Source organism: Sphingobium cloacae, from assembly GCF_002355855.1.
GTDB lineage: Bacteria > Pseudomonadota > Alphaproteobacteria > Sphingomonadales > Sphingomonadaceae > Sphingobium > Sphingobium cloacae.
The window spans coordinates 2,346,719-2,369,292 of record NZ_AP017655.1; the positions used below are offsets into that span (position 1 = coordinate 2,346,719).

General features: G+C 66.7%; 21 protein-coding genes. 8 read left to right on the plus strand and 13 right to left on the minus strand.

Annotated features, from left to right (window positions below; all coding sequences use genetic code 11):
* Positions 1-8 precede the first annotated feature (8 nt).
* From SCLO_RS11735 to mnmA, 12 genes are all read right to left on the minus strand, one after another.
* On the minus strand, positions 9-581 hold the full coding sequence (locus tag SCLO_RS11735) for a Maf family protein (RefSeq protein WP_066520333.1): 573 nt from the start codon (positions 579-581) through the stop codon (positions 9-11).
* Between the two features lie 6 nt (positions 582-587).
* A complete protein-coding gene (gene infA, locus SCLO_RS11740) occupies positions 588-806 on the minus strand; it encodes a translation initiation factor IF-1 (RefSeq protein ID WP_003049127.1) in 219 nt (72 codons plus the stop codon).
* Between the two features lie 58 nt (positions 807-864).
* Complete coding sequence (locus SCLO_RS11745; RefSeq protein WP_066520336.1) at positions 865-2,160, minus strand: adenosylmethionine--8-amino-7-oxononanoate transaminase; 1,296 nt, start codon at positions 2,158-2,160, stop codon at positions 865-867.
* Positions 2,161-2,250: 90 nt separating this feature from the next.
* The gene (locus SCLO_RS11750) at positions 2,251-4,284 is read right to left on the minus strand and encodes a M13 family metallopeptidase (protein ID WP_066520337.1); all 2,034 of its coding nucleotides are present in this window, start codon (positions 4,282-4,284) and stop codon (positions 2,251-2,253) included.
* A 121-nt stretch (positions 4,285-4,405) separates the two neighbouring features.
* A complete protein-coding gene (bioD, locus tag SCLO_RS11755; protein ID WP_066520338.1) occupies positions 4,406-5,026 on the minus strand; it encodes a dethiobiotin synthase in 621 nt (206 codons plus the stop codon).
* Positions 5,023-6,147, minus strand: a complete 1,125-nt coding sequence (locus SCLO_RS11760) for an 8-amino-7-oxononanoate synthase (protein WP_066520339.1) — start codon at positions 6,145-6,147, stop codon at positions 5,023-5,025. The genes bioD and SCLO_RS11760 overlap by 4 nt, the downstream gene beginning before the upstream one ends.
* Positions 6,148-6,253: 106 nt before the next feature.
* A complete protein-coding gene (locus tag SCLO_RS11765; RefSeq protein WP_066520341.1) occupies positions 6,254-8,377 on the minus strand; it encodes a sodium-translocating pyrophosphatase in 2,124 nt (707 codons plus the stop codon).
* A gap of 414 nt (positions 8,378-8,791) precedes the next feature.
* A complete protein-coding gene (gene thiL, locus SCLO_RS11770) occupies positions 8,792-9,706 on the minus strand; it encodes a thiamine-phosphate kinase (protein WP_066520343.1) in 915 nt (304 codons plus the stop codon).
* A gap of 111 nt (positions 9,707-9,817) precedes the next feature.
* Complete coding sequence (gene nusB / locus SCLO_RS11775; protein WP_066520345.1) at positions 9,818-10,264, minus strand: transcription antitermination factor NusB; 447 nt, start codon at positions 10,262-10,264, stop codon at positions 9,818-9,820.
* A gap of 137 nt (positions 10,265-10,401) precedes the next feature.
* Complete coding sequence (hisD, locus tag SCLO_RS11780; protein WP_066520349.1) at positions 10,402-11,691, minus strand: histidinol dehydrogenase; 1,290 nt, start codon at positions 11,689-11,691, stop codon at positions 10,402-10,404.
* Positions 11,681-12,343, minus strand: coding sequence for an ATP phosphoribosyltransferase (gene hisG, locus SCLO_RS11785; RefSeq protein ID WP_066520351.1), 663 nt, complete (start codon positions 12,341-12,343; stop codon positions 11,681-11,683). The genes hisD and hisG overlap by 11 nt, the downstream gene beginning before the upstream one ends.
* 41 nt (positions 12,344-12,384) lie before the next feature.
* On the minus strand, positions 12,385-13,491 hold the full coding sequence (mnmA, locus tag SCLO_RS11790; protein ID WP_066520361.1) for a tRNA 2-thiouridine(34) synthase MnmA: 1,107 nt from the start codon (positions 13,489-13,491) through the stop codon (positions 12,385-12,387).
* Between the two features lie 126 nt (positions 13,492-13,617).
* On the opposite strand from mnmA, the gene SCLO_RS11795 reads away from it, so the two are divergent.
* The 3 genes from SCLO_RS11795 to SCLO_RS11805 all read left to right on the plus strand — a co-directional run bounded on the left by SCLO_RS11795 (position 13,618) and on the right by SCLO_RS11805 (position 14,764).
* Positions 13,618-13,959 carry a hypothetical protein gene (locus SCLO_RS11795; RefSeq protein ID WP_066520365.1) on the plus strand — a complete coding sequence of 114 codons (342 nt, stop codon included), beginning with the start codon at positions 13,618-13,620 and terminating at the stop codon, positions 13,957-13,959.
* Between the two features lie 61 nt (positions 13,960-14,020).
* Complete coding sequence (gene sciP / locus SCLO_RS11800; protein ID WP_066520367.1) at positions 14,021-14,320, plus strand: CtrA inhibitor SciP; 300 nt, start codon at positions 14,021-14,023, stop codon at positions 14,318-14,320.
* A gap of 189 nt (positions 14,321-14,509) precedes the next feature.
* Entirely contained in the window at positions 14,510-14,764 is a 255-nt protein-coding gene (locus SCLO_RS11805) for a GlsB/YeaQ/YmgE family stress response membrane protein (RefSeq protein WP_066520370.1), read from the plus strand.
* 66 nt (positions 14,765-14,830) lie between these two features.
* On the opposite strand, the gene SCLO_RS11810 is transcribed toward SCLO_RS11805, so the two are convergent.
* Positions 14,831-15,079 (minus strand): GlsB/YeaQ/YmgE family stress response membrane protein, encoded by a 249-nt coding sequence (locus SCLO_RS11810; RefSeq protein ID WP_066520396.1) that lies wholly within the window; start codon positions 15,077-15,079, stop codon positions 14,831-14,833.
* 203 nt (positions 15,080-15,282) lie between these two features.
* Here SCLO_RS11810 and SCLO_RS11815 point away from each other — a divergent pair, with 203 nt between their 5' ends.
* The 5 genes from SCLO_RS11815 to SCLO_RS11835 all read left to right on the plus strand — a co-directional run bounded on the left by SCLO_RS11815 (position 15,283) and on the right by SCLO_RS11835 (position 22,543).
* A complete protein-coding gene (locus SCLO_RS11815; RefSeq protein WP_066520374.1) occupies positions 15,283-16,455 on the plus strand; it encodes an efflux RND transporter periplasmic adaptor subunit in 1,173 nt (390 codons plus the stop codon).
* A 65-nt stretch (positions 16,456-16,520) separates the two neighbouring features.
* Entirely contained in the window at positions 16,521-19,685 is a 3,165-nt protein-coding gene (locus SCLO_RS11820) for an efflux RND transporter permease subunit (RefSeq protein WP_066520378.1), read from the plus strand.
* Positions 19,686-19,761: 76 nt separating this feature from the next.
* Positions 19,762-21,027 (plus strand): DUF445 domain-containing protein, encoded by a 1,266-nt coding sequence (locus SCLO_RS11825; protein ID WP_066520380.1) that lies wholly within the window; start codon positions 19,762-19,764, stop codon positions 21,025-21,027.
* Positions 21,028-21,157: 130 nt separating this feature from the next.
* Positions 21,158-21,925 carry an energy transducer TonB gene (locus tag SCLO_RS11830; RefSeq protein ID WP_231923220.1) on the plus strand — a complete coding sequence of 256 codons (768 nt, stop codon included), beginning with the start codon at positions 21,158-21,160 and terminating at the stop codon, positions 21,923-21,925.
* A 162-nt stretch (positions 21,926-22,087) separates the two neighbouring features.
* Positions 22,088-22,543 carry a hypothetical protein gene (locus SCLO_RS11835; RefSeq protein ID WP_066520387.1) on the plus strand — a complete coding sequence of 152 codons (456 nt, stop codon included), beginning with the start codon at positions 22,088-22,090 and terminating at the stop codon, positions 22,541-22,543.
* The last annotated feature ends 31 nt before the right edge of the window (positions 22,544-22,574 follow it).

The following is a 22,574-nucleotide window of genomic DNA, read 5'->3' on the forward strand; positions in this document are numbered from 1 at the left end:
GGGGAACCTCAGTCGCAGGGATAAGCAGCAGCGCGCAACAGCGTCCGCGCTTCATAGAGAGGCAGGCCCATGATCGCGCTATGGCTGCCCTGGATCGCACGGATGAGGCCGGCGGCGCGGCCTTGTATCGCATAGCCGCCCGCCTTGCCCCGCCATTCGCCGCTGGCAAGATAGGCGTCGATCTCCGCCCGGTCCAATCGCTTGAAGATGACGATATTGGTGGAGAGGCGATGGCGCGCTTTGCCCTCCGCATCGATCAGCGTGATCGCGCTCAGCACGCGATGGCGGCGGCCGGAGAGCAGGGTGAGGCATTCGCGCGCCTCCGCCTCGCTCTCCGCCTTGGGGAGGATGCGGCGGCCCGCGGCCACCACCGTATCGCCGGACAGAACCAGCGCGCCGGGATGGCGGGTGGCCACCAGCGCGGCCTTCTCCGCCGCGACCCGCGCCGCATAAGGGGCGGGCAGCTCCGCCGGGCGCGCGGTTTCGTCGATGTCGGCGGGGTCCACGGCATCGGGGACGATGCCGATCTGCTCCAGCAGCGCCAGACGCCGTGGAGAAGCCGAAGCGAGAATCAGCCGCATCGGGCGTTATTTGAATCGATAGGTGATCCGACCCTTGGTCAGGTCGTAGGGGGTCAGCTCGACGAGCACTTCGTCGCCGACCAGTACGCGGATGCGGTTTTTCCGCATTTTACCAGCAGTATGGCCGAGAATTTCGTGGTCATTCTCAAGCCGGACGCGGAACATGGCGTTGGGGAGAAGCTCCACAACCTGTCCGCGCATTTCAAGCAGTTCTTCTTTGGCCATAATATCCCGATATCGAAAAAATCGCGCCGCCATAGCGCCAAAATGCGGAAAATGAAAGTCAAGTCCGCACGCCGAAGCGTTCCCCCGCTTCGGCGAGCGCCGCAAAGACGCAATCGAGCTGGTCCGCATCGAGGCAATAGGGCGGCATCAGATAGATGGTGTTGCCCAGCGGCCGCAGCAAGATGCCCCGTTCCTGGAAGAAAGCGCGCAGGCGCGGAGCGAGGTCGGAAAGATAGCCCGCATCGGGCGCGATCAGGTCGATGGCGGCCACGACGCCCAGTTGCCGGGGATGGGCGAACGCGGGATGATCCGCCAGTTTCGCGAGCCTCGCCGCCATGCCCTGCGCCAGTTTCGCGATGCGGGCCGGCACATCCTCTTCCCGCCAGATGGCGAGATTGGCGACGGCGGCGGCGCAGGCGATGGCGTTCGCGGTATAGCTGGACGAATGGTAGAAGAGGCGGGAGCGGTCCGTCGACTTGTGCGCGTCGAAGATGCGCCCCGTCGCCAGAGTCGCCGCCAGCGGGATCGTCCCGCCGGTGATGCCCTTGGCCACGGCCATGATGTCGGGCACGACGCCCGCCTGTTCGCAGGCGAAGAGCGTGCCGGTGCGGCCCCATCCGGTCATCACCTCGTCCGCGACGAACAGCACGTCATGCCGCGCGCAGACCGCCGCCATGCCGCGCAGGACGGACGCCGGGTAGATCAGCATCCCGCCCGCGCCCAATATCAGCGGCTCGACGATGAAGGCGGCTGGCTTTTCCGGCGCGGCGCAGGCGGCTTCCAGCGCGTCGAGCGTCGCCTGTTCCCGGCCCGGCGCGGGAAAGGGGATGGTGCCGACGTCGAACAGCAGCGGTTGCCACGCCTGATTATAGACCCCGCGTTCCCCCACCGACATCGCGCCGATGGTGTCGCCATGATAGCTATGTTCGAGGACAAGGATGCGGTGACGCGCCCGCGCCAGCCCGTCGAGCGCCAGATTATGCCAATAGCCGAGCGCCATCTTGAGAGCGACTTCCACCGCCGTGGAGCCGCTGTCGGAAAAGAAGACATGCGCCAGCGGATCGCGATCCGCCGACCGGGGCGCAAGGCCGATCAGCCCGCGCGCGACTTCCTCCGCCGGTTCATGGGTATAGCCCGCGAAGATCAGTTGATCGAGCCGCCCGGCCTGCTCCGCGATGGCGGCCGCTATGCGCGGATGGCAATGGCCGTGCGTCGTCACCCACCAGCTCGAAATGCCGTCGATCAGCGTGCGGCCATCGGCCAGGTGCAGCAGCGCGCCCTCCGCCCGCACGACCTGCGGGATCGGCTCGCCAAGGCCATGCTGGTGGAAGGGATGCCAGACGGGAGAAATCATGCGGGCGCTTTAGAGGCTCTTTCCCACGAAGGAAACAGCGAGGCGAACCCATGGTGAAAGAGCGCCGGAATGACCGGCGCCCTTCCTATTTTACCAGATTTTCACGCGGTCCTTGGGGGCAAGATAGATCTTGCCGCCCGGCGCGGGTTTGAACGCGTCATACCAGGCGTCGAAATTGCGCACGATGTCGGCGCGATATTGCGACGGCGCATGCGGATCGGTGACGAGCCGCTGGCGCAGGTTCGCCTCCCGGTAATTGCGCCGCCACACCTGCGCCCAGCCCAGGAAGAAACGCTGGTCGCCGGTCGTGCCGTCGATCACCGGCGCGGGCTTGCCGCCCAGCGAGGCGTGATAGGCGTCGAGCGCTACGGCCAGACCGGCCAGATCGCCGATATTCTCGCCCAGCGTGAAGGCGCCCTTCACATGCGCGCCGGGGAAGGGTTCATAGGCGTCATATTGCGCGACCAGCTTGTCGGTCAGCCCCTTGAACGCGGCGACGTCGGCGTCCGTCCACCATTGGTCGAGCTTGCCCGTCTCGTCATATTTCGCGCCCTGATCGTCGAAATGATGGCTGAGTTCATGGCCGATCACCGCGCCGATGCCGCCATAATTGACCGCCGGATCGGCATGGGGATCGAAGAAGGGCGGTTGCAGGATGGCGGCGGGGAAGACGATCTCCACCATGCCGAAATTGGCATAGGCGTTGATCTCCATCGGCGTCATGAACCATTCCTGCCGGTCGACCGGCTTGCCCAGCTTGTTCACCTCATAGTCGAAGGCGAACTGGCTGGACCGCTGCGCATTGCCGAACAGGTCGCCGCGCTCGATCGTCAGGCCCGAATAATCGCGCCATTTGTCGGGATAGCCGATCTTGGGCGTGAAGGCGGCCAGTTTCCTGTGCGCGCGGGCCTTGGCCTCCCCGCTCATCCATGCGAGGCCGTCGATCCGGCGGCCCATGGCGGCGATCACATTCCTGACGAGCTGGTCCATCGCGGCCTTGGTTTCCGGCGGGAAATATTGCGCGACATAGACCTTGCCCACTTCCTCGCCCAGCGACCCCTTGAGGAAGTCGATGCCCCGCTTCCACCGCTCTTCGCGCTGCGGCGTACCGGAGAGGGTGGTGCCATAGAAGGCGAAATCCTCGTTCGCCACGCTGTCGGGCAGATAATCGGCATAGGCGTGGAGGCTGCGCAGCAGCAGGGCGTCCTTCAGCACGCCGATGGGCGCCTTCGCGATCAGCGCGGCTTCGCCGGCGACCGCGCTGGGCTGGGCGACGATCAGCGCGGCGGGGTTCAGTTTATTGGCCGCGAAAAAGGCGGCGAAGTCGAAACCGGGCGCTGCTTTCCGAAGCTCCGCCAATGTCATCTTGTTATAGGTCTTGTCCGCGTCGCGGCTGTCGACCTGGCTCCAGTGGACCTTGGCGATTTCCGTTTCGAACGCCATCAGCGCCTCGGCGCGCGCCCTGGCATTGGCTTCCCCGGCAAGCGTCAGCATCTTTTCCAGATGGGCGACATAGGCGGCGCGGGTCGCCGCCATCTTGTCGTCGGCTTCCAGATAATAATCGCGGTCGGGCAGGCCGATGCCGTCCTGACGCAGGCTGAGGATATAGCTTTCCGGGTCCTTGTCGTCCTGCCCCACATAGATGCCGAACGGGCCGTCGATCCCTGCCCGCACGGCCCTGGCGGCCAGCGCGACATAATCGGCCTTCGTCTTCACCCTGCCGATTTCGGCCAACCACGGCTTGATGGGGGCAAAGCCCTTCGCCTCGACGGCGGCGGCGTCCATATAGCTGGCATAGGCCGCGCCGATCTTGCTCGACGGGTCTTTCTGCGCCGCCTCCAATATGCCGCGCGTGCGTTCGCGCGACAGGTCGTCCAGCGTGTTGAACGCGCCATAGTTGGACTTGTCGGCGGGGATCGGCGTGTTCTTCGCCCAGGTGCCGTTGGCATGGTCGTAGAAATCGTCGCCGGGCTTGACCGAACGGTCCATGCCCGCCGTGTCGAAGCCGTAGGTGCCGTAAACGGGCTTCCCCGCCGCCTGCGATTGCGGCGCGGGATCGGCCCACGCCATGGGAGAAGAGAGCGCCAGCGCCGACATCGCCGTACCCAGAAGAAGTTTTTTCATCGCTGTTTCCCTTGCTTGGACCGGCCGCGCTCGGGCGACCGGCATGCAAGGGACTTGAAACGGCAAGGGGCCGGCTTGTCCATGTCGTTTATCGAAAAATGGCGGCGGCCGGCGGTTTGGATCAGAGGCCGGGCAGGCTGATTCCCGCGGCGAAGGCCGCCGCGAGGCTGGCCGGATCGAGCGCCGGAAGATGCGGCAGGCGGCCCAGATTCGCGACCTTGCCCAGCGCCGGAACGATCCGCTCATTTTCCGCATGGGGATCGCCGATGAAGACGATGCCCGCGACCGGCACCCCACGCGCCCGCAGCGCCTCCAGGCTGAGCAGGCTGTGGTTGATCGTGCCGAGGCCGGTGCGGGCGCAGAGAATGACAGGCTTGCCCCAATGCGCGAACAGGTCGGCCATCAGCAGCGTCTCGCTGACGGGCACGAGCACGCCGCCCGCGCCCTCCACCACCAGCGGCCCGTCGACCGGGGGCAGCGCGAGCCGGTCCAGCTCTATCTCCACCCCGTCGATCCGCGCCGCCAGATGGGGCGATGCGGGCGTGGTCAGGCGATAGGCTTCCGGCAGGATGCGATCGGCGGGCAGGCCGGACAGGCGCGCCACCGTCTCGCTATCGCCTTCGGGATCGACGCCCGCCTGGATGGGCTTCCAGTAAGAGCCGCCGAGCGCCCCGGCCAGCGCGGCGGAGAAAACCGTCTTGCCGATGCCCGTGTCGGTGCCGGTGACGACGAACAGGCTCATGCCAGAACCCGCCGCAACGCCTCGCCCAGCGCCACGACATCGGCGCGCCCGATGTTGAGCGTCAGGGAGACGCGCAGGCGGCTGGTGCCCGGCGGCACGGTCGGCGGGCGGATGCCGCGCACGTCGAATCCGGCCTGTTGCAGTGCGCCCGCCGCCGCCATCGCCCGGCTGTCCTTGCCCAATATGACGGGGATGATCTGGCTGCGCGGCGAAGGCAGGCCGAGCGGCGCGCAGATCGCTTCGGCGGCGTCCTGCCGCAGCAGCGTGAGGCGCTGGCGATGATCGTCGGCGCTTTCGATCCGGTCCAGCGCGGCCGACACCGCGACCGCCATCAGCGGCGAGGGGGCGGTCGTGAAGATGAAGGGGCGCGCCCGGTTCACCAGATAATCCACATAGAGGCGCGGGCCGCAGATGAGCGCGCCCTCCACGCCCATCGCCTTGCCGCAGGTGTGCAGGCTGATGACGTTGTGCAGGCCGTCGAGGCCCGTGGAAAGGCCCCTGCCCGCCGGGCCGAAGACGCCCGTCGCATGGGCTTCGTCCAGCAGCAGCATGGCGTCGTGCCGCGCCGCGATCTCCGCCAGGTCGGCCAGCGGGGCCATGTCGCCGTCCATGGAATAAAGCGTCTCGACCGCGATCCACACGCGCCCCTTGCCGCCTTCGGCGCGCCAGGCCGCGATCAGGTCGGCGAAGCTCTGCGCTTCATTATGGCGGGCGAAGACGGCAGCGGCTTTCGACAGGCGGATGCCGTCATGCACGCTGGCATGGATCAGCTCGTCCGCGACGATGAGGTCGCCCCGCTGCGGCAGGGCCGACAACAAAGCCATGTTGCCGAGCAGGCCGTTGGCCATGAACAAGGCGGCTTCGGTGCGGAAAAAGGCGGCGGCCTTCGCCTCCAGCCCTTCATGTTCCGGCGCGTTGCCGCGCAGCAGGCGCGACCCGCCCGATCCCACCGGCACGCCCCGGCCGACGGCATCCGCCACCGCCTGCCCGATGATCGGGTCGGACGAAAGGCCGAGATAATCGTTGGAGGCGAAGTCGCGGCCCGAACGGGTGATCAGGCGGCGCAGGCGGCCACGGGATTCCAGCGCGGCCAGTTGCGAGCGATGGGGTTCGCTGTTCATGGCCGCAGCCTATAGGCGCGGGCCGGGGTGGGAGCAAGGAAGGGTCATGCAGAAAGGGACCACCGGGCATATGAGTCCGATGGCCCCTATCCGCCCCCTTATCGCCTCATGCGCCGTGCGCCAGCGCCGCCAGCAGCAACAGCGCGACGATGTTGGTGATCTTGATCATCGGGTTCACGGCGGGACCGGCCGTGTCCTTGTAGGGATCGCCCACCGTGTCGCCCGTCACCGCGGCCTTATGGGCTTCGCTGCCCTTGCCGCCATGATGGCCGTCCTCGATATATTTCTTGGCATTGTCCCAGGCGCCGCCGCCCGACGTCATCGAAATGGCGACGAACAGGCCGGAGACGATGACGCCCAGCAGCAACGCGCCCAGAGCCGCGAAGCCGTTGGCCGTGCCCGCCACCGCCGAGATCGCGAAATAGACGACGATCGGGGCCAGCACCGGCAGCAGGCTGGGCACGATCATCTCCTTGATCGCGGCCTTGGTGACGAGATCGACGGTGCGGGCATAGTTGGGACGCGAGGTCCCGTCCATGATGCCCTTGTCGGCCGCGAACTGGTCGCGCACATCTTTCACCACGTCGCCCGCCGCGCGGCCCACGGCGGTCATGCCCATCGCGCCGAACAGATAGGGGAGCAGCGCCCCCAGCAGCAGGCCGACGATGACATAGGGGTTGGAAAGGCTGAAATCGACCGGCTCGGTGAGGCCGAGCGCGCTGTTGTAGAATTTCAGATCCTCCGTATAGGCGCCGAACAGCACCAGCGCGGCGAGGCCCGCCGAACCGATGGCATAGCCCTTCGTCACCGCCTTGGTCGTGTTGCCCACGGCGTCGAGCGCGTCGGTCTTGACCCGGACGCTGTCGTCGAGATGCGACATTTCCGCGATCCCGCCCGCATTGTCCGTCACCGGACCATAAGCGTCGAGCGCGACCACCATCCCGGCCAGCGCCAGCATGGCCGTGGCGGCGAAGGCGATGCCGATCAGGCCCGCCAGCTGATAGGCGACGATGATGCCGACGACGATCACCAGCGTCGGCAGCGCGGTCGCTTCGAGCGAGACGGCAAGGCCCTGGATGACGTTGGTGCCGTGGCCGGTTTCCGAGGCGCGGGCGATGGACCGGACCGGACGGTAATTGGTGCCGGTATAATATTCGGTGATCCACACGATCAGGCCCGTGACGGCCAGACCCACCATCATCGACCAGAACAGCGCCATGCCGGTATAACCGCCATTGCCGTCCAGATCGGTGCCGAACGGCGTTTCGAGATCGCCCAGCGTATATTGCGTGACGAAGAAAAGCGCCGGGATCGACAGGATCGCCGTCGTCCAGAAGCCCTTGTAGAGCGCGCCCATGATCGACTGGCTGGAGCCGAGCCGCACCATATAGGTGCCGATGATGGAGGTGATGATGCACACGCCCCCGACGATCAGCGGCAGGGACATCAGCTTGTGCAGGAATATATTGTCCACGCCGCTCACCAGCAGCGCGGTCAGCACCATGGTCGCGCCCACCGTCACCACATAGGTTTCGAACAGGTCCGCCGCCATGCCCGCGCAATCACCCACATTGTCGCCGACATTGTCCGCGATCACGGCGGGGTTGCGCGGATCGTCCTCCGGGATGCCCGCCTCGACCTTGCCGACGAGGTCCGCGCCCACGTCGGCCGCCTTGGTGAAGATGCCGCCGCCCAGACGCGCGAAGATGGAGATGAGCGACGCGCCGAAGGCCAGCGCCACCAGAGAGTCGATCACCAGCCGGTCGTCGGGCGCATGGCCCGCCGGCCCCGTCAGATACCAGTAGAAGACGCTGATCGCCAGAAGGGCAAGACCCGCCACCAGCATCCCGGTGATGGCCCCCGCGCGGAAGGCGACGGTCAGGCCCTGCTGCAAGGTGCCGCGCGCCGCTTCGGCGGTGCGGACATTGGCGCGAACCGAAATGTTCATGCCGATGAAGCCCGCCGCGCCCGACAGGATCGCGCCGATGACGAAACCGATGGCCGATGTCAGCCCCAGGAAGACACCGACGAGCACCGCCACGACGACGCCGACCAGCGCGATGGTCGTATATTGACGGCCGAGATAGGCTTTCGCGCCTTCCTGGATCGCGCCCGCGATCGCCTGCATGGTGTCATTGCCGGGCGATGCGGCCAATACCTGACGACTGGTGAAAATGCCGTAGAGCACGGCCAAAAGCCCGCACCCTATGGCGATATAGACAATCTGCATGGATGTTCCTCTCCCCCATTTATAGGATTCATCGGCCGCTCCGCAGGGAAGACGGGCGGGCGAAGAACGTAGGAGCGAGCGGCCGGAAACAGACATGTCCGGCATCGGGCACCGCATCACTCAGCATCAGGGTCGCGCGCATCAGGCAGTCCAACCGGGCTGAAAACAGGATCGTGCGAAGCTACAGGGCAGAAAGGCTGCGTCAACCCGTTATGCGTTTGCAAACATTCCGGCTTGCGGCTGGTTCAGATGGGGAACGGACGGTGCGCTCCCAATATGCATCGTGCTTCAATGACAGGTGATTCCAGACGCCTCATGTCCGTTCGCCCTCAACTTACCGAAGGGTTCGGCTGAGCGAAGATGGGACGCCCGCCTTTGGCCATCTACGGTCATCGGAAGGCTTTTGCGCGACGCTCAGCCATGCTCCCAACCAAGGCTGTCGGGGAGCGGCACCACCGCCCCGTCGATCCTCAGCGTCAGACCCTCCCCCGCCGCAAAGCGTCCGACGGGAATGGCGCGGACGGGCGGCTTCATCGCGGCGGGCAAGGCGAAGAGCAGTTCATAATCGTCCCCCGCCCGCGCCGCGGCGATCTGCGTCGCGGTGCTGCCGCCCCGGACCGCTTCCAGCGCAGGGGACAGGGGGATATGGTCGACGGTCACCGCCAGCCCGCTCGCGCCCGCCATGCGCGCGGCGTCCAGCAGCAGGCCGTCCGACACATCCATCATCGCATGGACATGGGGCGCCAGCAGCGCGCCTTCGGTCAGGCGCGGGCGCGGGCGGCGATAGGCTTCCACCAGCGGCCCGGCAGCGGCGGGCGACGCGCGCGCGAGTTCCAGTCCCACGCCCGCATCCCCGACCGGGCCGGTGACATAGAGGCGGTCGCCCGCCCGCGCCCCGCTCCGCGCGGGCACGGGGCCGGTCGCCTCTCCGATGGCGGTCAGGCTGTAACTGCGCGGCGCGCGGGGCGGCATCTTCACCGTGTCGCCGCCCAGCAGCGGCATGGCATGATAGCTGAGCGCCTCGTTCAGCCCTTCGAGAAAGGCCGCGTCCCAGCTTTCGTCGCCCGACAAGGCATAGCCCAGCAGGCAACCGACGGGTTTCGCGCCCTTGGCGGCGAGGTCCGAGAGATTCACCGCCGCCAGTTTCCATCCGATGTCGGCGGGCGGATCGGCGGGCAGATAATGGACGCCCTCCACCATCATGTCGCTGGTGAGGATGAGGCGAGCGCCGCCTGTCTCCAGCAGCGCCACGTCGTCGGAAAGGCCGCGCGCGGCGGGATCGGTCGCGATGGCGCGCAACAGTGTCAGGATACGGGATTCAGCGGACATAGGCGCTACCGGGTCCCTTCGCGGCAAAATCCGTTCGCTTCGCGCGCGGCCGGGAAACGGATGGAGCGTCTCCGCCGGTCCTCGAACAGACGCAGGAAACGCAGCGCAGCGTTATTTCCGCACGTCCTTCGCCACCGCGTCCAGCAGCCCGTTGACGAAGCCCGCCTCCCGCTTGTCGTAGAAGGCGTGGGCGACATCGACATATTCGCTGATGACGGTGCCGGTCGCCACATCCTTGCGCGCCAGCAGTTCATAGACGCCCGCGCGCAGGATCTGCCGCATCGGCTTGTCGAGACGCTCCAGGCTCCAGCCCTTGCTGAGCCGCGCGGCGATCAGGCCGTCGATTTCGTCCCGACGCTTGTCGACGCCCGCGACCACATCGTCGAAGAAGGCCTCCTCCGCCTGTGCATATGTCACGTCCTCGATGGTCGCCCCCAGGCGGTGCTGGTGGAATTCATGCAGCAGCGAGGCGAGCGGCGTGCCTTCCATCTCGATCTGGTAGAGCGCCTGGACCGCGGCGAGGCGCGCGGCGGAGCGGGATCTGGAGCGTTCGTTCATCGGTCTTTCCATAGCCGTTCGGGCGAACGGCGGCTAGAGCATGATCCGGTCTGACTCAATCGGATCACAGGCTGGGAGTCCTTTGTTTTTCCGCATTTTCCGAGCCGGCCAATGAGGTCATCTGCCTTGAAAATGCTCTATTGCAATCGCAGCGCCACCGAAGCGGCATGGGCGGGCAGTCCCTCCGCCCGCGCCAGCGCCACGGCGGCGGGCCCGATGGCGTGGATCGCGCTTTGGTCGAGGCTGAGGAAGCTGGTGCGCTTCATGAAGTCGAGCACCGACAGGCCGGACGAGAAACGCGCCCGCCGCCCGGTCGGCAGCACATGGTTCGGCCCCGCGACATAATCGCCCACCGCCTCGGGCGTCATGCGGCCGAGGAAAACGGACCCGGCATGGCGCACCTGCGCGAACAGCGCTTCGGGGTCGTCGACCGCCAGTTCCAGATGCTCCGGCGCGAGGCGGTCGACCAGCGGCATCGCCTCGTCGAAATCGCGCACGAGGACGATCGCGCCATTGGCGGCCCAGCTCGTCGCCGCGACGGCGTGGGTCGAAAGCCGCGGAATCTGCCGTTCCACCGCCGCCGCCACGGCATCGGCGAAGGCTGTATCGTCGGTGAAGAGGATCGACTGGCTGGTCGGGTCATGTTCCGACTGGCTCAAAAGATCGGCAGCGATCCATTCGGGATCGTTCTTCGCGTCGGCGACGACCACGATCTCCGACGGCCCCGCCACCATGTCGATGCCGACGACGCCGTAAAGCTGCCGCTTGGCTTCGGCGACCCAGGCGTTACCGGGGCCGGTGATGACATCGACCGGCCTGATCCGATCCGTGCCATAAGCGAGCGCGGCGACAGCCTGCGCCCCGCCCACGCGCCAGATTTCCTCGATCCCCGCGATCTGCGCGGCGGCGAGGACCAGCGGGTTGATCTCCCCGTCCGGCGTCGGCGTCACCATCGCGATGCGCGACACGCCCGCGACCCTGGCGGGGATGACGTTCATCAGGAGGGAACTGGGATAGGCCGCGCGTCCGCCCGGCACATAGAGTCCCGCCGCGTCGACCGCGCTCCACCGCGCGCCGAGGCGCACGCCCGCGCTGTCCACGCCGTCGCTGTCCTGCGGCTTCTGTTTTTCATGATAGGCCGTGATCCGTGCGGCCGCGAGTTCCAGCGCGTCGCGCAAGTCGCCGGAAATACCCTCCAGCGCCGCGCGGCATTCCGCCGGCGTCACCGCCCAGCCGCTGACATTCAGGTCATGCCGGTCGAAGCGCGCCGTATAGTCGGCCAGCGCGGCGTCGCCCTCCGCCCGGACGCGCTTCAGGATCGCGGACACGTCGCGCGACACATCCTCGTCCGCCTCGCGCCGGGCATCGACCAGAGCGGTGAAGGCGGCCGGGAAGTCCGCGTCGCGGCTGTCGAGCCTAAGCGGCATCCTTGCCTCCCGCGGCCTTGCGGAAGGCTTCGACCAGCGGCGCCAGTTCCGCCGAGCGCATCTTGTAAGCCGCCCGGTTCACGATCAGCCGCGCCGACACCTGCATGATGACATTGGTTTCGACCAGGCCATTGGCTTTCAACGTCGCGCCCGACGACACGAGGTCGACGATCCGCCGCGACAGGCCGAGCGACGGGGCCAGTTCCATCGCGCCGTTCAGCTTCACGCATTCCGCCTGGATGCCGCGCGCCTCATAATATTTGCGCGTGAGATGCGGATATTTGGTGGCGACGCGCACATGGCTCATCGCCGCTTCATCCTCGTCCGCGAGGCCGGCGGGTTCCGCGACCGACAGGCGGCAATGACCCATGTCGAGGTCGACGGGCGCATAAAGCTCCGAATAATCGAACTCGTCCACCACGTCGGAACCGACGATGCCGATCTGCGCCGCGCCATGCGCGACGAAGGTCGCCACGTCGAAGGCCCGCACGCGGATGATCGACAGGCCGGGCCGGTTGGTGGCGAAGCGGAGCGCCCGGCTCTTGCCGTCGTGGAACGCCGCTTCCGGCTCGATACCGGCGCGCGCGAGCAGGGGCAGCGCCTCATCGAGGATGCGCCCCTTGGGAATGGCAAAGGTGAGAGGACGAGTCATGACCGGCGGGCCTTAGCGGCGCGGCGCATAAAGAACAATATTCATGCCGCTTCCGCCATGACCGCCTCGGTCGCCGCGATCCAGCCGCCGCCCAGCACCCGTTCCCCCGCATAGAGCACCGCCGCCTGTCCCGGCGCGACGCCATATTCCGGCGCGTCGAACAGCAGCCGGTCGCCATCGAGCCGCGCGGGCACGGGCTTCGCCATGGAACGCACCTTGGCGGTGAGCGGCCCGGCAAAATCGCCGCCCAGCCAGTTGATGTCGGAAAGCCGCGCCGCGCCGACCGCCAGCGCCGCCTTCGGGCCGACGATCACGCGGCGCCCCTCCGCGTCCAGCCGCACGACATAGAGCGGATCGGGCTGGCCGCCGATCTCCAGCCCCTTGCGCTGGCCGACCGTATAATGGATCATCCCCTTGTGCCGTCCCAGCACGCGGCCGTCGACATGCACGATGTCGCCACCTTCATCCGCATCGGGGCGCAATTTGCGCACGATCTTCGCATAGTCGCCGTCGGGGACGAAGCAGATGTCCTGACTGTCGGGCTTCAACGCCACCGAAAGGCCCAGTTCCGCCGCGATCTCCCGCACCTGGGGCTTGGGCAGGCCGCCCAGCGGAAAGCGCAGATAGTCGAGCTGCGCCTGAGTCGTGGCGAAGAGGAAATAGCTCTGGTCCCGCGCCGGATCGGCGGCGCGATGCAGTTCCGCGCCCTGCGGTCCTTCGACGCGCCGGACATAATGGCCGGTGGCGAGACAGTCCGCGCCAAGGTCGCGCGCGATCTGGAACAGGTCGGTGAACTTCACCCCCATATTGCATTTGACGCAAGGGATGGGCGTCCGCCCGGCCATATATTCGTCGGCGAAGTCGGCGATCACCGAATCCCGGAAACGGCTTTCATAATCAAAGACATAATGGGCAATGCCGATCCGGTCAGCGACGGCGCGGGCGTCACGGATGTCCTGTCCCGCGCAGCAGCTTCCGGTGCGGCCCACCGCCGCGCCATGGTCGTAGAGCTGCAACGTCACGCCGATCGTCTCCGCGCCGGTGCGCGCGGCCAGCGCGGCGACCACGCTTGAATCCACGCCGCCGGACATGGCGACGACGATTCGCCGCGCCTCGAGCGGCGGGGGCAACTGGAATTCTGGCTGCATGGCCGCGCATATAGTCGCCCTTTCCCCCCGGTTCCAGCATCATTCCCGTGAAGGCCGGAGGAAAGATGCGATGAACCGTGGCGGGGTTTACCGGGCCTTATCCTTTTCCCTCTACATCCCCTACCCATGGACTTGGGATTCATTCGAGGCGGCGGGCTCAGTCCCGCCAATGCCAGACCCGTCAGCCTGCCGCACGTGCCGGTATGGCCCCTGCTTCGCGCCACATCGGCCGCGGCGCAGGCCGCCAGCCCGACCGCGCAGGCGGTGGCGGGCCTTCTGCGGGGGCAGGAGGGACATGCGGACTGGGTTCAGGAACTGGCCGAAATCTTCGCGCCACGTTCCGGCGGCACGATCGAGGCCGTTCGCCTTGGGGGCAGCTTCAACCCACTGGTCGCAAGCCGGCTGAGGGGAGGCAAGGATGATGAAAGAGGTGTTTACCGTGGCGCTTTAGCCGATCTTCAGGGCTGACGCGCATAAGGGAAGCCACTTCCGAAATCGGCAATGCCAGTGCCGCTATTTGAGGGTAAGAATGATTGAAAACCAGAAAATCAGACCTGCACAGGTCGTCGGGCCGCTCGGAGAACCCCTGACTCTGGACAGCCTGCCCCCAGCGAACACCACGCGCTGGGTCGTGCGTCGCAAGGCCGAAGTGGTCGCCGCGGTGAATGGCGGCCTGCTGAGCGTGGACGAGGCGTGCAAGCGCTATGACCTGACGCTGGAGGAATTCGCGGGCTGGCAGCGCGCGGTCGACCGTTCGGGCATGCACGGTCTGCGCGTCACTCGCATCCAATATTATAAATCCCTCTACGAACGGCAGCAGCGTTACTGAAACGGGCGCTCCGGCAAGACGGAAAAAGGGTCGCGGGATCGCAAGTTCCGCGACCCTTTTCCATTTTCGGCCATTTCCTTCCGCGCGATCGTTTTCCTCCCGGAATTTTCCCAAGGAACGGAAAGCCGCTTTCTCCGTTGAATGCATCAGCCAACCCGCTCGGGGGCGCTGGTGCAAGGAGAGAGAAATATGGGCATTATCTTGTGGCTTATCGTCGGCGGCATCATCGGCTGGCTCGCCAGCATGGTCATGCGGACCGACGCGCAACAGGGCATCCTGCTGAACATCGTGGTCGGCATCGTCGGCGCCTTCATCGGCGGCCTCATCTTCAGCGGCGGTTCGATCAATGACGGGCTGACGGTCTACAGCTTCCTGGTGTCGCTGGTCGGCGCGATCATCCTGCTGGCGATCGTGAACCTCATCCGCCGCGGATCGATGCGATAACGTCAGCCATCCTGTTTGCATCAAAAGGGCCGCACGTCCCCGCCGGGACGGAGCGGCCCTTTTTCGTCAACGCCGCGCCGCGAAACCGCGATATACGGCCAGGATGACGATCGACCCCAATATGGCGGCGATGAAACCGGCGGACTCGTCCGGGCCGTAGAAGCCCGCGAGCCTGCCGACATAGCCCGCCAGCAGGGCGCCGCCGATGCCCAGCAGCATCGTCACGATGCAGCCCCCCGGATCGCGCCCCGGCATGATGAGCCGTGCCACCGCGCCCGCCAGCAGGCCGATGAAAATCCATCCGATCACGTCCATGATGCGCCCCTCCTCCGTTCCGCGAAGCGATTGCGCCACAACCGCGCCCTCTTGGCAAGGGGGCGGGCGACAATCATTCCGGCACCGCGGAAACGCGCCTTCCGGGCCAGGCCTGCGCCATGAGATTGGGGCTTGAGACGAGTGATATATTCATATAACACAGCGACCCGAAACAGGCATCGCGCCGGAGAGATGGAATCGGCATGAATTACGAAACTCCGCTGGCGGGCGAGGACGCCGCGCTCGTCGACGACATGTCGGCCGGGCCGGGCCGGCGCCGGTGGATGCCGATCGCGGCGGGCGCCGCCATCGCGCTCATCATCGTGGCGCTGTGGCTGTCGATGCGCGAAAAGCCCGCAGCGACCACGGACACGGCGGCGCAGGCCGTTCCGTCCGTCACGGTCATCAGCCCCGGCCAGTCGGCTGTCGAACGAACCGTCAGCGCAACCGGATCGCTGGCGGCCCGCGTCGAAATGCCGGTGGGCGTCGTGGGCGAAGGCGGCGAAGTGCGGCAGGTGCTGGTGCAGCCGGGCGACTGGGTGCGCGCCGGACAGACTCTGGCGGTGATCGAACGCTCCGTGCAGACCGAGCAGGCCCGCTCCCTCGCCGCGCAGATCGAGGTCGCCCGTGCCGACGCCAAGCTGGCGCAGGCGCAGCTCGACCGGGCCAAGGCATTGGTGGCGCGCGGCTTCATCAGTCAGGCCGACATCGACCAGCGCACCGCGACCCGCGACGCCGCGCAGGCGCGCGTGAACGTCGCCGTCGCGCAACTGGCCGAGCAGCGCGCCCGCAATGGACGGCTGGACATCCGCGCGCCCGCCGCCGGCCTTGTGCTGACGCGGGACGTGGAACCCGGGCAGATCGTCGGCTCGGGCAGCGGCGTCCTGTTCCGCATGGCCAGGGGCGGCGAGATGGAAATGCTGGCGCAGGTCGGCGAGAACGATCTGGCGATGCTGCGGCCGGGGAACAGCGCGATGGTGAAGCCGGTGGGGGGCTCCGACCAGTTCGCGGGGCGCGTCTGGCAGGTTTCGCCGGTCATCGACCCGCAGAACCGGCAGGGCATCGCGCGCATCGCCGTCCCCTATCATGCCGCGATCCGGCCGGGCGGCTTCGCCGCCGCCACGATCGTCAGCGGATCGGGCCAGTCGGCGGTCCTGCCGGAATCGGCGGTGCAAAGCGACGACAAGGGCAATTATGTCTATATCATCGGCAAGGACGACCGGGTGGCGCGGCGCGACATCACCGTCGGCCAGGTGTCCGATGCCGGCGTGTCCGTGAAGAGCGGCCTGACCGGCCAGGAACGGATCGTGGAAACGGCGGGCGCTTTCCTGACCCCCGGGCAGAAGGTGAAGCCGGAGTTCCGCAAGGCGCAGTGACAGAGCGGCGGCGGTTCACGGGACCGCCACCCGAAAGCAGGATCAGTCCGGCGAGAAAGGCCGTCATGAGTTTTCGCAACATTTCCGCCTGGGCCATCCGCAACCCGACATCGCCCCTCGTGCTGTTCGCGGCGCTGTTGCTGGCGGGCCTGGCCAGTTTCGGCCGCATGGACGTGAACCAGCAGCCCGACGTCAGCTTTCCCATGGCCAGCGTCACCGTGCTGCAACCGGGAGCCGCGCCGCCCGAACTGGAAACGCAGGTGACGCAGCGCGTGGAAGCCGCCGTCCGCGCGATCAGCGGCGTGGACGAGATCACCTCCTTCGTGTCGGAGGGCCAGTCGCTCACCAATGTGCAGTTCGAAATCGGCACGCCGGTCGACCGCGCGGTGAACGATGTGAAGAACGCCGTGGACCAGATCCGCAGCGACCTGCCGGAAGGGATATTGGAACCGCAGGTCAAGCGCGTCGACATCGATGGCGGCCCCATCGCCTATTTCGGCGCGGAGGCCACCGACATGACGCTGGAGGAACTGTCCTGGTATGTCGACAATACCGTCGCCAAACGGTTGCTGGCCGTGCCGGGCATGGCCGCGGTGGCGCGCGGGGGCGGCGTCAGCCGGGAAATCCGGGTCATACTCGATCCCGCCAAGCTGCAATCCCATGGCGTGACCGCCGCGCAGGTGAACCAGCAGTTGCAGCAGGTGAACCTGAACGCGGCCGGCGGACGCACCGAGATCGCGGGTTCGGAACAAGCCATTCGCGTGCTGGGCAATGCGAAGAACGCCCATGCGCTGGGGCAGACGCAGATTTCCATCCCCGGCGACCGCACGGTGAAGCTCGCCGACCTGGCCGAAGTGCGCGACATGTATGCCGAACAGCGCTCGCTCGCGCTGATGAACGGGCGGCAGGTGACGAGCTTCCGGTTGGAAAAGGCCAAGGGGGCGTCCGACGTCACCGTCTATGACGAGGCGATGAAGGTTCTGGACACGCTTCGGCAGGAAAATCCGAAGGTCCATTTCAAGCAGCTCTACACCAGCGTCGATTATACCAAGAGCCAGTATCATTCCGCCATGCAGGCGATGATCGAGGGCGCCGTGCTGGCGGTCGTCATCGTCTTCCTGTTCCTGCGCGACTGGCGCGCGACGATGATCTCCGCGCTGGCCATCCCCCTGTCCGCGATCCCGGCCTTCTGGTTCATGGACATGATGGGCTTCACGCTCAACATGACATCCCTGCTGGCGCTCAGCCTGGTGGCAGGCGTGCTGGTCGACGACGCCATCGTGGAGATCGAGAATATCGTGCGCCACATGCGCATGGGCAAGACGGCCTATCAGGCGTCGATCGACGCGGCGGACGAGATCGGCCTCGCCGTGCTGGCGACGACGATGGCGATCGTCGCGGTGTTCCTGCCGGTCGGCCTGATGCCGGGCCTGACGGGCCAGTTCTTCAAGCAGTTCGGCCTGACGGTCGTGGTCGCGGTGCTGCTGTCCCTTGCCGTCGCGCGCCTCATCACGCCGATGGTCGCCGCCTATTTCCTGAAGGCCCATGGCGAGGAGAAGCATGGCGAAGGCTGGCTGATGGACCGATATATGGGCGTGCTGCACTGGTCGCTGGACCAGCGGCGCGCCATCGCCCATCGCGCGAAGGGCGGCATCGCGCGCTATACCGCATGGCTGCGCGATCACCGCATCTGGACGGTCGGCCTGGGCCTGCTGGCCTTCCTGTCCACGATCGTCGCTTTCGGCACGCTTCCCATGTCGTTCCAGCCGACGATCGACACGGATTTCAGCCAGGTCCAGATCGAAACCGTGCCCGGCAGCACCTTGCAGCAGACCACCGCCATCACCCGCCGCGTGGCGGACATGCTGGCCGCCGACAAGGACGTCGTCGAAGCGGCCTTTGCCAGTATCAATCCGACCGAGGCGCAGATTTTCCTCACCTTGCGGAAGGATCGGCCGATTTCCTCGGTCGAATGGGAACGCAAGGTCGCGCCGCAATTCCAGCAGGTCGCGGACGCCCGCGTCAACTTCCAGTCGCAATCGGGCGGCGGATTCGGACGCGACATCGTCATCATGCTGGGCAGCGACGATCCGGAACTGCTGGAGCATACCGCCAACAAGCTCGTCTCCGAAATGGCGGGCGTGCGGGAAATCCGCGGCGCGCGGGTGCATGGCGACATGCAGCGGCCCGAAATCGTCATCAAGCCGCGCTTCGACCTGGCCGCCAGCATGGGCGTGACGACCGCCGCGCTCAGCAACACCATCCGCGTCGCCACCATCGGCGAGATCGACCAGAACACGGCGAAATTCTCCCTGTCCGACCGGCAGATCCCGATCCGCGTCGCCGTGCAGGAAGGCAGCCGCCGGGACATGGCGACCATCGCCAACATGCCGGTGCCGACCATCAGCGGCGGATCAGTCCCGCTGAAGGTGGTGGCCGACATAGAGTTCGGTTCCGGACCGACGGAAATCCGCCGCTACAACCAGATCCGCCGCGTCGTCGTGGGCGCGGACCTGGCGCCGGGCATCGTCACCAGCCAGGCGATGGCGAAGATCAACGCCCTCCCCACCATGAAAGCCATATTGGGCGGCAAGATCCAGGGCCTGCAAAAGATCAATGCGGGCGACAGCAAGTTCGAAGCGGAAATGCTCCAGAACTTCGTCGTGGCGGTGGTGTCGGGCGTGCTTCTGGTGCTGGCGGTGCTGGTGCTGCTCTACAAGCGGGTGATGCCGCCCTTCGTCAATCTGGGATCGCTGCTGCTCGCTCCGCTGGGCGGTGCCCTGGCCTTGCACCTGACGGGCAATCCATTGTCCATGCCGGTGTTCATCGGCCTGCTGATGCTGCTCGGCATCGTCGCCAAGAACTCCATCCTCGTCATCGACTTCGCGTTGGAGGAGATGGACAAGGGCGTGCCCAAGTTCGAGGCGATCGTCGATGCCGGGCACAAGCGCGCCCAGCCCATCGTCATGACCACCGTCGCCATGGTGGCGGGCATGATGCCGACCGCCCTGTCACTGGGCGGCGACGGTGCGTGGCGCGCGCCCATGGGCATCACGGTGATCGGCGGACTGCTGCTCTCGACGCTGCTGACGCTGGTGATCGTGCCCGCGACCTTCAGCCTGGCGCTGGGCGTGGAAGAGTGGATCGGCCCGCGGCTCAGCCGACGGCTGCTGACCTACAAGCCCGGCGACGACAAGGCGCATGCGGGCCAGACCCAGCCGGCGGAATGACGAAACGGAAAACGGGACCAGCGAACGAAAAGAAAGTCTTGCCTGAACGAAACGCTGGCGTAACCGTTGGAGAGCCATGAAGCTGCTCCGCGTGACCCGGACCCTGAGCGATATTCCTGCCCATCCGGCGCGCAACATGCGGCTGATGGCGACGGGCATGCTACTGCTGATGGCGGCGCTGTTCCTCGCCGCGCGCGCCACGGTCCATCTGCATCCCGCCATCGGCTTCGTACAGGCTTTCGCCGAAGCGGCCATGGTCGGCGGCCTGGCCGACTGGTTCGCGGTGACGGCGCTGTTCCGCCATCCGCTGGGCCTGCCGATCCCGCACACGGCGATCATCCCGCGCAACAAGGACCGGATCGGGGATACGCTGGCGCTGTTCCTGCGGGACAATTTCCTGACGCCTGCCGTGGTCGCGCGGCGGATGCGGGGGCTGGACGTCGCGGGCGCGGCGGGGCGTTTCCTGTCAAGCCCTTCCGCCGGAGACGGACGGCTGCGCGAAGGCGCGTCGCGGCTGGCGGCGGAGATATTGGAGACGCTGGATCAGGAGCGGCTGGGCGGCATGGTCAAGGGCGCGATCGGCCAGCGGCTGCGCGCGATGAACGTCGCGCCGCTGATCGGGCAGGCGCTGGAAGCGGCGATGCGCGACGGGCGGCACGCGCCGGTCATGGACGGGATCATCCGCTGGGCCGACCGGACGCTGGAGGGGAACGAACATCTGATCCGCCAGATGGTGCATGAGCGGGCGGGCAAGATCATGCGCTGGACGGGGCTGGACGAGAACCTCGCCAATGCGATCCTCAACGGCCTGCGCAAGCTGCTGGCCGAGATGGCGGACGATCCCGGCCACGGGCTGCGCCTGAAGGCGGAGGAAGGCATGGCGAAGCTGGCGGCGGACCTGCAATTCGATGGGGCGATGCAGGCGAAGGTCGCGGCGGTCCGGGACGAGATACTCGACAACCCGGCCATGCAGCGGTGGATCGACGGCATGTGGGAGCAAGCGCGGGCTGGGATGCTGCGGGCGGTGCGCGATCCGGGCAAGGCCATGGCGGGGCGGCTGGGCGAGGCGCTGAGGCAGCTGGGCGAAACGCTCCAGGCCGAAGAAGGGCTGCGGCGGCCGATCAATCGTTTCGTGCGGCGGGCGGCGGTGGGCGCGACGGCCAGCTATGGCGATTCCATCGTCAAGCTGGTGAGCGAGACGGTGCGGGGATGGGATGCGGGGACGGTGACCAGCCGTCTGGAAAATGCCGTGGGGCGCGACCTGCAATATATCCGCATCAACGGCACTTTGGTGGGCGGGCTGGTGGGGCTGGCGATCCATGCGGTGGACAGCCTGTTCTGAAAAACCATGAACGACATGGCGAAGTGAACGGGTTTTGGGACTCCGGAAATTTATGTTGCAACATATCATGAAGATATGATGTAATGTCACATGCCCCCGAAAAGGGGCATGTCAGGAAGAGGATGCGGTCATGAGTGCGATGACGGTGCGGACAGTCGGGCGAACGGCAGGCGGCGCGGGCCTGCGGGGGCTTTGGAGCAAGGTATCGGCGGGCGGCGGCGGTGCGCTGCCGGACTATCGGGGCGATGCGGGCTATCGCGGCGGACGGCGATCTCCGGCGGGTATTGGCGGGGCCATCATGGTTCATGCCGTGGTGGTGGGCGCGATCCTGTTGATGCCGAAGGAGTTGATCGAACCCTTCGTGCCGACGACGCTGATCGGGACCAACATCCCCCTCACCCCGCCGCCGCCCGAAGCGACGCCGCCGCAGAAGGAGGAGATCAAGCCGACCCGGCCCGCCATCGACCGTTCGACCGCGCCGGAGACGATCATTCCCCCGCGCGGCGCGAACGACATGGTGACGGGAACGGAGGGCCCCATGCAGGTCGACGGCGGCGCCCAGGACGGCGGGAGCGTCATTCGCCCGATCGATCCGCCGCCCCTGCCCCTGTTCGTGGATGCCGCCGTCGATCCCAGGGCCCTTGCCGCCTTCCAGCCCGATTATCCCGGCACGATGATCCGGCAAGGCCTGGAGGGATCGGTCAAGGTCAGGGTGACCATCGACGCGAAGGGCCGCGTGACCGACATCGAGCGGCTGTCCGCTTCGGATGACGCCTTCTGGCTGGCGACGCAGCGCCATGCCCTGCGCAAATGGCGGTTCGTGCCCGCGACTCGCGACGGGGTGGCCGTGCCGAGCAGCAAGGTCTTGACCGTGCATTTCCGGCTGCGCGACAATTGAGGCGGATGGGAGCGGTCCGGGGGCCTGGTTCGGCCTGAGCCTGTTCAGGAGCCCTTCGCCTTCGCTCAGGGGTCTTCGACAGGCCCAGGCCGAACGGTGGGTGAATGGAAAGGCGCATGAACGCCTTTTGCATCCGGGCCGCTCCTGTCCTATATCGGCGCGATGGCGATCTTTCCCCGTCCGGTTTCCCCCAAGAGCGCGGCCCACGACCTGTGGAGCTATTTCCGCGCGCAGCGTCCGCACAAATGGCCGCTGCTGGGCCTGTCCATCGCGATCACCTGGCTGATCGTCTGGGTGTTCGTGATCGACGCCAACACCAACACCATGCCGACGCGCAACCAGATCATCTATGTGCAGAACTGGGACGCCAGCCGGTCGGACGCCGCGATCATCCTGCAACAGAAGATCGACCTGGCGAAGAGAGAGGCCCTGCTGGAGAAGAAGCAGAAGGAAATGCAGCATGTCGCCGACATTTTCGGCATAGACTGGCGCGAGGACGAGGCGCGCAACCGCGCCCGCCGCCAGGAGGCGCTGAAGCAGATCAACGCCCAGCTCGATTCGCGCCTCGCCAAGGCGGAAAGCGCGGAAAAGCCCACGGCCGGAGCGGCCCCGCGCTGAGCGCCATGACGCCTGATCCTGCCGCCGACCG